The sequence below is a fragment of the Sphaerospermopsis reniformis genome (assembly GCF_005402885.1).
Taxonomy (GTDB): Bacteria; Cyanobacteriota; Cyanobacteriia; order Cyanobacteriales; family Nostocaceae; genus Sphaerospermopsis; species Sphaerospermopsis kisseleviana.
Window position 1 is genome coordinate 1 of the sequence record NZ_BJCE01000232.1, and the last position, 8488, is coordinate 8488.

The window sequence follows — 8488 nt, forward strand, 5'->3', positions numbered from 1 at the left end:
TGGTGACTGGGGACTGGGGACTGGGGACTGGTGACTGGGGACTGGTGACTGGGTAATCACTTTTATGTTTTCTAATCAGCTATTCCCAATTCCCAATTCCCAATTCCCAATTCCCTATTCCCTATTCCCAATTCCCTGTATGTCGCTATAATTACCTAAAGCTGTTTAATTTACATAAATGATTGCTATTTATCCGGGGAGCTTTGACCCTATTACATTGGGACACCTTGATATCATTCAGCGCGGTAGTCGGCTGTTTGACGAGGTAATAGTGGCTGTATTGCGAAATCCTAACAAAATACCACTTTTTCCGGTGCAACAACGGATAGAACAAATTCGTCTGGCTACAAAACATTTACCGAATGTGGAGGTAGACAGTTTTGATGGACTTACCGTTAACTATGCCCAAATGCGACAAGCACAAGTTTTGTTACGTGGTTTACGAGCAGTTTCCGATTTTGAGATTGAGCTACAAATGGCTCACACTAATAAAACACTTTCCACTCAGATGGAAACAGTTTTTCTGGCCACCTCAAACGAGTATAGTTTTTTAAGTAGTAGTGTGGTAAAAGAGATTGCAAAGTTTGGTGGCTCTGTCGATCATCTTGTTCCCCCACACATTGCCCTGGATATATACCAATGCTACAACCAAAACTCTCCAAACCTGAACCCAACCACAACGGAAAAAATGTCCCACCTCAAGAAAACCCCAACGGACAAGGAGGTGTAGATATTCTCCAAGAACTTAACCGTTTAGAGGATATGATTCTTGCTGGTTTGCAAATTCCTTTGACTGGACGCACGCTGATAGATGAAGATAAGGTTCTAGAACAGCTTGATTTTGTGCGTGTTTCTTTACCGTCGGTGTTTCAGGCAGCAGCAGAACTCCTTCAAAACAAGGAGGAAATCATGCTGGAAGCGGAGGAGTACGGACAGCAGGTGGTAGAAGCAGCACAGGCTAAAAGAGCGCAAATTTTGTCTGATAGCGATATTATCAGACAAGCAGAAAGGGAAACTGAACAACTGCGTCGCAAAGTGCAGCAAGAGTGTGACGCAATGATGCAAGATACTCTGGCAGAAATTGAACGCAAAAAACGTGCTTGTATGCAAGAGTTAGAGGAAATGCGCCAAAATGCGATCGCTCAAGCTCAAGAAATTGAAGATGGTGCTGATCAATATGCCGATAATGTTCTAGAAAATATCGAACAGGATCTTCAGGAAATGTTACGAATTATTACTAATGGTAGATTACAATTGCGAGGAGAAATACCTAAGCAACGTAATTCGACCTATCCTAAGAAAAAATAATTTGTTCAATACCCAATATAGATCGTATCCGATTTCCAACTTTACCCAGAATCACTGTTGATCATCCAGTATATTTTTGCATAGGTTTTACAGTGCGACGCTGTTACCTTAGACTGTCTTAAAAGTACCGTAAGCAAGTATATCAAAAATATGAAATCTAAGGGTTTTCACATTTCTCGTTTATCTTTAGGAAGCAGTTTGACTGCTTTGTTAGTTATTGCTGGTAGTTCAACATTGCTACCCAGTCAGGTAAACGCTGGTTCTGCTCAAACTTTAATTGCCCAAATTCCTGCCAGTGCTACAGTCATTTATGTTAATCCGGTAACTGGTCAAGATCGTGCCGGTGCTGGTGTGAGTGCAGCAACACCTTACAAAACTATTACCTTTGCTCTTTCCCAAGCGCAAGCAAACACAGTGATTCAACTTGCTCCTGGTAACTATAGTAAGGACACTGGGGAAAGTTTTCCTTTAATACTCAAACCAGGAGTGACACTTATAGGTAATGAATCTGCCAAAGGTCAAGGAACAATAATTACAGGTGGTGGGTTTTACACCAGTCGTACTTTTGCTAGACAGGATATAACAATCCTCGCAGAAAATAATACCACCATTGCTGGCTTAACTGTGACTAATGCCAATCAACGAGGTACTGCTGTTTGGGTAGAATCAAGCAATCCCACTATTAAAAACAATACTTTTACCAACAGTGTCAGAGAAGGGGTTTTTGTTACAGGTACAGGAAATCCCAAAATTGAAAATAACATCTTTTTAAAAAATGGAGGTAATGGGGTTTCTTTTGCCCGTTCTGCTCAAGGTGAAATTAGAAATAACACCTTTGAAGATACTGGTTTTGGTTTGGCTATTGGTGGAAATTCTACACCTTTGGTAGAAGGCAACCAAATTATTCAAAACCAAGATGGCCTGTTTATCTCTGAATCTGCCAAACCCATACTACGTCGGAATGTGATTCAGAACAATAAGCGGGATGGTATTGTTGCCACTATCAATGCTCTTCCCAACCTTGGTACTAATGACAGTCCTGGGGGTAATCTGATTCGTAATAACACTCGTCACGATTTGAATAATGCCACTAGAACTAACCGCATTCTTGCTGTTGGCAATGATATTGATCAAAAGCGAATTGTGGGCGCTGTAGATTTTGTAGCTGCAACTGTTACTCCTCCTGCTGATAATGGTGGTAGTACAGGTGCTACAGCATTTAAAGATGTTCCCACAGGTTATTGGGCAAAATCTTATATTGAAGCTTTAGCTGCCCAAAATATTATTGCAGGTTTTCCCGATGGCACTTTTAGACCTAATGAACCTGTCACTCGCGCCCAATTTGCGACTATTATCACTAAAGCTTTGACACCTGCTGTTAAACGTCAAGCTGTTCAGTTTAAGGATGTGCAAAGCAATTTTTGGGCTTATAATGCAATTCAAGAAGCTTACAAGAGTGCATTTGTGGCTGGTTATCCTGATGGTACTTTTAAACCACAGCAACAAATTCCTAGAGTTCAGGCTTTAGTGGCTTTAGCCAACGGGTTGAATTTCACTGCTAACAATAACAATATTGTCAGCGTTTACACGGATGCTGCTCAAATTCCTAATTATGCCATTGGACCTGTGGCCGCTGCCACTGTGAGACAATTGGTGGTGAATTATCCGACAGTGCAAAAACTTGATCCTAATCGTCAGGCAACTAGGGCGGAAATAGCTGCTTTTGTATATCAGGCACTTGTGGCTATTGGTAGGGCGCAGCCAATTTCTTCTGCTTATTTGGTGACAGCACAGTAACTTTCACAAATTCAATCAAACCCAATACCCAGATCCTTGACTTTTCCAAGCAGTCAGGGATCTATAGTCATCCGGTTTGATTTCTGAATTTATCTGTGTAGGCAGGCAAGAGGCAATAGTTCGACTTCGCTCACCAACCAGGCACTCATGCAAAAGGCTTTTAGAGAATTTTGGTGTACGGAGTTTTTTTCAATAATCAAATAGGAGTCCTATATCTCAGAGGATGTTTGAAAAGTCCAACTTGGGTGATTAGAAATCACATCTACACAGGGGTTGCTGAAAAAGTCCTTTTATATTCGCCGAAAATTTTTCTTCCTAATTTCTTCTCCTGACCCCTGACTCTTTGGAGCGTCGCTGTTCCCATCTCCACAGAAATACCATCAGGGCAACTATTCCTATTTGTAGGGCAAAGTTGGGTAAGGTGGTATCAAGATTTTTACCTGCAAGTAGTTGAAAGAAAAATACAAATGCACCGATAAAACCAGAAGCACCAACGCCAAGATAAATAAACTGCCTTAAACCCCGATAGGGTGAGGCCATTTCGGCTTTTAAGCGATTTTTGAGATTTGGGTCTACCATTTTTTTAAGAATTATGCTATAATTTTGGATGGTTTATGCCGATGTAGCACAGTGGTAGTGCAGCTGATTCGTAATCAGCAGGCCGTGGGTTCAAATCCCATCATCGGCTTGGGTTCTAGAAATTATATATTTTTATTGACCAGATTTTGCCTATTTGAAAAAAAATCTGGGCATTTTTAACACTTGCTTATTTAATACTTGGGGGATGCTGAATAAATGTAAAACATATATAAATCAAGAGATAGAGAATTTATTTTGCATGACTACTTAACATCCACAGCAAAAATCCTAAAATTGGCTCAACTGGTGGTAAGGGATATTCGGTAATATCAATAGTGACTGAATTACCTTCTAATTTCAAAAATTTCCAAGCTGTGCCACTGGTGACAGAACCAAAAATAGTAGAAATATTTATACTATTAGCAGCATTAAATTTTTGAGCAGCTACCATTTCTGCAATACACTGACCTAAACCACCATTCAAATTTTCTTTTTTTGCTTCTATAATGATAATAACTGGAGCTTGAATTTCTAATTGGGTGGGTGATTGACTAATCAGAAAATCACAAATACCATTAAGTCCCATGTTGGGATCTACAGTAAAATCTTCTCCAGAAAAAAGGCTTACTTGACGATTTAATAATCTTCTCACTGCTGTTAATACAGGGCTAATAATCCATTCAGAACGGGCTTTTTCGCTACCTCTTGCGAGTACCAAAGGTAAACCTTCTTCTAGTTCTTGACGTAATAAATCATCAGGTGCAACAAGAGGAACATCTGGGAAAAATCTTCCACTTTCATGGATGGTAATTGCTAAATCTTGGCGGACTTTTTTAAGTGTAAAATCACTGTAAGGCATGGTTTTAATTAGGACTAAAAACGGATAGGAGAGTCAAATATTTGTTGTTATATCAATTCAAATGATAATTAATTATGGTTGTGTTTGTCAATATATTTTGTCTGAATCAGGATATCCAGGATTTTAGGATTTACAGGATTTTTGTTAGTATCGGGATTTTGATGATTTGAGGATTCAGACATTTTCACTACTTCCCAGACTCCAATGTTATAACCCGCTTCTCTAAATCATTAACCTGTTGCTTTAATTCCACTACTAAAGTTGATAATCTCTCAAACATTTTATCCCTTTCAGATTGTGATAAATTCCGTTGATCAATTTGCGGTTTGACTGGATTTTGAGAAATTCTCGAAGATGGAATTTGAGGATTTTGAGGCAATGATAATTCTATTTGGTTCAACCGCAATTCTAAACGTCTCAAGTTAGATTCTAGGTTATAAACTCGAAAATCTACTTGTTGTGATGTTGCAAGATGAGAAAAAATACTACTCCACAGAATAATGGCTAAAATTCCAGATATTGCTGTAAAAAACAATTTTTTGGACATTTCTAATATTTCATTAACATTAATTTTGAATGTGAAATACACAGATACCCAATTTATTTGAAAATTTGGTTTTAAAATGTGGGTTTAAAATTTGGGTATCTATGATATTTTTCAGGGACGGGAATGAATAACGCAGATAAATCTAGAGTTAGATTATCTTAACTGCATCACGCTGCAATTGAGAAAATAATTGTTCCCAGTTGATAGAGTTAACATTATTTTCTCCCTCTTTGACTTCAAAGGTAATATTCTTCGCTTTTGGTTGTTTTAAAGATTGAACACAAATTTCCGCTACATCATTACGACTAATTTTACCACGAATATTATCACCTTGTTCAAATATTAATTCCTTTCCTCCTGCTTCTTCTGTTAAGGCACAAGGTCGAATAATTGTATAAGGTATTCCGCTTTCTCTTAAACTATCTTCTCCTTTTAACTTCCAGGTTAAAATCCCTCCTAATTGGTCATTTAATCTCACTGCTGGGGGTTCTTCCTCTAAATTAATTCCTGGTCTTCCCGGACGAGTTACACCCGCAGAACTAACTAAAACAAATTGTGATAAACCTGCACCACCATAAGCTTTAATTGATTCTAATTCTAATTTAAAACCACCAGGACTAAATTGAGGATTTAACGCACCGTCATATTCAAATTTGCTCAACATTAATTGAAAAGAACAAATTTTACTTTGATCAATTTTAGGACAATCTTTAACAGTTTTCGCTCTAAAAACAGGTGTTAAATTCACAAAAGGGATATTAACATCTATCCATGTATTAGCTACAGTATCAAAGGAATAACTGTAACCCACTCCATCCCAAGTATTTTCAGTTCTCAAAAATATTTTATACCGTTGTCCATCACCTTTAACTCTCAATCTCACCCCGGTAAAACCTGATAAATTAATTGCGGGTGCAAAATTTTTGGTTCTTACAGATGCAAAACCTCCTGAGTTTGCAGTAGAAACATTACCAGCAAATAAAGCGGTTTTTTCTAAAATGCTAAAATTGCTAGAACTGACACCACCCATAACTACATCATCTAACGCACCCCAAATATTTTTTAATTGTGCTGTTAATTCCTCTGATGATTGGGTAAAATCAAAGATAGTTTTTTCTCCAGTGTTTGGTAAATATCTTCTAGCAGCTTCTACTAAATTTTTTACTCCTCTATATTCTACATTTTCTGGTGTTTCTCCTACTATTTCTGGTTGATAAAATTTCACACCTTGGTTATATTTTGCTCTATCAGGTGTGTCTCCTTCCACTGGTTGAACTCGCACTGCTGTACAACAAACCACACCTTGAATATTACTCATTACCAAATCATTCAAAGTTTCCGGTTTGGTAATATCTCCCACCACTAAGTCAACTTCATTACCAAGAATTGACCGCGCTTGATCAATATTTCTGACTAAACAACGCACTTTTTCACCTTGCGCTAATAATCTTTGTACGACTCGTTTACCAACTCCACCAGTTGCACCAGCTACTAAAATTATACCCATAAGATTACCCCCTTTTGGTTGATTTTGAATTGGTTGAGAACGATTTTTTGCAAATATATTTTGTACCCAGTTCAGTGCAGGGAATACCTCAAAATAGGTGAGGGTTTGAATGAGTCTACATAACTTAGATTGATGACGATTGTTTTCAGTCATAGTGATTGCTAATGGTTTAGGAGTGTTTTTTGATAATTGCGGCAATTTTATATTATAATAATATACTAACAGCTAATTATGGATTTATGGGTTATGAGTCAATTGGCAAAAATCCAAGCAGAGTATGAGCAATTTCCTCAAGAAGTTGCCAGTATTATGATTAGTACAGCAAACGAAAAAGGAATCCCCAACGCGAGTTATACTCCTTTTGTCATGGATGAATTTAAAAACATTTATATTTATGTGAGTGGTTTATCCACCCATACTGTTAATATTCAATCTCATCCTTATGTGAGTGTTTTATTTATTGAAGATGAAGCTAAAACTCCTAATATTTTTGCCCGTCGTCGCTTGAATTTTGATTGTACAGCTACTTTGATTGAAAGAGAAACTGATCAATGGAATCAAATTGTTGATCAATTTCAAGCACGGTTTGGAGAAATTATTGAAGTATTACGTGGTTTAGCTGACTTTAGAATTTTTCAACTCACTCCCACCCAAGGACGTTTTGTGATTGGTTTTGGAGCAGCTTATAATATTAGTGGTGATAATCTCAATCAAATTGTATATTTAAATAAAGATAATATTCCTAATTCATAACTTATATATTATATGCTGAAATTTCAACCTCCTGGTTTTGGTCAGAAATTCATTAAGACATCTTTGGGTAATATGGTTTATTATACCCAAATGAGTGAACCTTGCAATATAGAAGCAGTTGAAAAATTACCACCTTTGTTATTTTTACATAATTTTGGTGGTGGTGCATCTGCTTTTGAATGGTCTAAAGTTTATCCAGCTTTTGCTAATGAATATCGTATTTTATCACCTGATTTAATTGGTTGGGGAGAGTCAGATCATCCAGTTAAAGATTATCAAATTCCAGATTATTTGACTACCATTAGTGAATTTATTCACCAAACTTGTCATCAACCTGTGACGGTGGTTGCGTCTTCTTTAACTGCTGCTTTTATTATTCGTCTTGCTATTTCTCAACCGGAAATATTTAAAGCATTGTATTTAGTTTCACCTTCGGGGTTTGATGATTTTGGACAAGGTGCAGGAAGAAGATTGCCGCTTTCGGTGATTAATACACCTTTTTTGGATAATTTAATTTATGGTTTGGGTGCAGAAAATGAAGTTGCTGTGAATAATTTTTTGCAAAGTTTTCTCTTTGCTAACCCGAAAAGATTAACACAAGAAATAGTAGAAGCATATTTAACTTCTGCACAAAAACCCAATGCTAAATATTCCGCTTTAGCATTTTTAAAGGGTGATTTGTATTTTGATTTGAGTTTGTATATTCAACAGTTGCAAGTTCCAACTGTGTTTTTCTGGGGTGAGGAAGCGCAGTTTACTAATATTAATTTGGGTAGGAGGTTAGCAAGTTTAAATAAAGGTGCAATTAGGGATTTTCAAGCTATAGCTGATACTGGCATTTTACCACATTTGGAAATTCCTGGGGTTTTTGTGGGGTTGCTATATAAGTATCTTGATTAAACGCAGATAAAAAATAAATAAAAATCAATTTTTTGGGGGTGATAAATGATGAGGACAAATATTAATAAAACTGTCACTTATGAAGGTGGTTGTCACTGTGGTGCAGTACGTTTTCAGGTAGTGGTTGATCAACACAAAGTTGATGATTGTAATTGTTCAATTTGTCGCAAAAAGGGATTTTTACATTTAATTGTGAAGAAAGATAAGTTTACTTTGTTCCAAGGTGAGGATGTTTTAA

General features: G+C 37.0%; 10 protein-coding genes and 1 tRNA gene. 7 read left to right on the forward strand and 4 right to left on the reverse strand.

Going from position 1 to position 8488, the window contains the following annotated elements; all coding sequences use genetic code 11:
• Nucleotides 1–178 precede the first annotated feature (178 nt).
• The 3 genes from coaD (at nt 179) to FFR48_RS22455 (ending at nt 3105) form a co-directional block, all read left to right on the forward strand.
• The gene (gene coaD, locus FFR48_RS22445) at nt 179–730 is read left to right on the forward strand and encodes a pantetheine-phosphate adenylyltransferase (protein ID WP_137668895.1); all 552 of its coding nucleotides are present in this window, start codon (nt 179–181) and stop codon (nt 728–730) included.
• Nucleotides 640–1308 carry an ATP synthase subunit B family protein gene (locus FFR48_RS22450; RefSeq protein WP_190346377.1) on the forward strand — a complete coding sequence of 223 codons (669 nt, stop codon included), beginning with the start codon at nt 640–642 and terminating at the stop codon, nt 1306–1308. Before coaD ends, FFR48_RS22450 begins: the two co-directional genes overlap by 91 nt.
• 150 nt (nt 1309–1458) lie before the next feature.
• Nucleotides 1459–3105: a DUF1565 domain-containing protein gene (locus tag FFR48_RS22455; protein WP_137668896.1), complete on the forward strand. Its 1647-nt coding sequence runs from the start codon at nt 1459–1461 to the stop codon at nt 3103–3105.
• Nucleotides 3106–3420: 315 nt separating this feature from the next.
• Here the strand turns inward: FFR48_RS22455 and FFR48_RS22460 are convergent, their stop codons facing one another.
• On the reverse strand, nt 3421–3684 hold the full coding sequence (locus tag FFR48_RS22460) for a DUF3493 domain-containing protein (protein WP_137668897.1): 264 nt from the start codon (nt 3682–3684) through the stop codon (nt 3421–3423).
• 37 nt (nt 3685–3721) lie between these two features.
• On the opposite strand from FFR48_RS22460, the gene FFR48_RS22465 reads away from it, so the two are divergent.
• Nucleotides 3722–3793: transfer RNA gene (locus FFR48_RS22465), tRNA-Thr, on the forward strand.
• Between the two features lie 141 nt (nt 3794–3934).
• On the opposite strand, the gene FFR48_RS22470 is transcribed toward FFR48_RS22465, so the two are convergent.
• The 3 genes from FFR48_RS22470 to FFR48_RS22480 form a co-directional block, all read right to left on the reverse strand.
• Nucleotides 3935–4543 carry a hypothetical protein gene (locus FFR48_RS22470; RefSeq protein WP_137668898.1) on the reverse strand — a complete coding sequence of 203 codons (609 nt, stop codon included), beginning with the start codon at nt 4541–4543 and terminating at the stop codon, nt 3935–3937.
• A gap of 187 nt (nt 4544–4730) precedes the next feature.
• Nucleotides 4731–5090 (reverse strand): hypothetical protein, encoded by a 360-nt coding sequence (locus tag FFR48_RS22475; RefSeq protein WP_137668899.1) that lies wholly within the window; start codon nt 5088–5090, stop codon nt 4731–4733.
• A gap of 148 nt (nt 5091–5238) precedes the next feature.
• A complete protein-coding gene (locus FFR48_RS22480) occupies nt 5239–6750 on the reverse strand; it encodes a CIA30 family protein (RefSeq protein ID WP_137668900.1) in 1512 nt (503 codons plus the stop codon).
• 93 nt (nt 6751–6843) lie between these two features.
• Here FFR48_RS22480 and FFR48_RS22485 point away from each other — a divergent pair, with 93 nt between their 5' ends.
• The 3 genes from FFR48_RS22485 to FFR48_RS22495 form a co-directional block, all read left to right on the forward strand.
• Entirely contained in the window at nt 6844–7350 is a 507-nt protein-coding gene (locus FFR48_RS22485; RefSeq protein ID WP_137668901.1) for a HugZ family pyridoxamine 5'-phosphate oxidase, read from the forward strand.
• Between the two features lie 12 nt (nt 7351–7362).
• Nucleotides 7363–8250 carry an alpha/beta fold hydrolase gene (locus FFR48_RS22490; RefSeq protein WP_137668902.1) on the forward strand — a complete coding sequence of 296 codons (888 nt, stop codon included), beginning with the start codon at nt 7363–7365 and terminating at the stop codon, nt 8248–8250.
• A gap of 48 nt (nt 8251–8298) precedes the next feature.
• On the forward strand, nt 8299–8488 hold a 190-nt coding region (locus tag FFR48_RS22495; protein ID WP_371851473.1), incomplete at its 3' end, for a GFA family protein.

Coding starts and splice junctions, on each gene's coding strand:
- coaD (WP_137668895.1), top strand. CDS start 179: ATGATTGCTATTTATCCGGGGAGCTTTGACCCTATTACATTGGGACAC.
- FFR48_RS22450 (WP_190346377.1), top strand. CDS start 640: ATGCTACAACCAAAACTCTCCAAACCTGAACCCAACCACAACGGAAAA.
- FFR48_RS22455 (WP_137668896.1), top strand. CDS start 1,459: ATGAAATCTAAGGGTTTTCACATTTCTCGTTTATCTTTAGGAAGCAGT.
- FFR48_RS22460 (WP_137668897.1), bottom strand. CDS start 3,684: ATGGTAGACCCAAATCTCAAAAATCGCTTAAAAGCCGAAATGGCCTCA.
- FFR48_RS22470 (WP_137668898.1), bottom strand. CDS start 4,543: ATGCCTTACAGTGATTTTACACTTAAAAAAGTCCGCCAAGATTTAGCA.
- FFR48_RS22475 (WP_137668899.1), bottom strand. CDS start 5,090: ATGTCCAAAAAATTGTTTTTTACAGCAATATCTGGAATTTTAGCCATT.
- FFR48_RS22480 (WP_137668900.1), bottom strand. CDS start 6,750: ATGACTGAAAACAATCGTCATCAATCTAAGTTATGTAGACTCATTCAA.
- FFR48_RS22485 (WP_137668901.1), top strand. CDS start 6,844: ATGAGTCAATTGGCAAAAATCCAAGCAGAGTATGAGCAATTTCCTCAA.
- FFR48_RS22490 (WP_137668902.1), top strand. CDS start 7,363: ATGCTGAAATTTCAACCTCCTGGTTTTGGTCAGAAATTCATTAAGACA.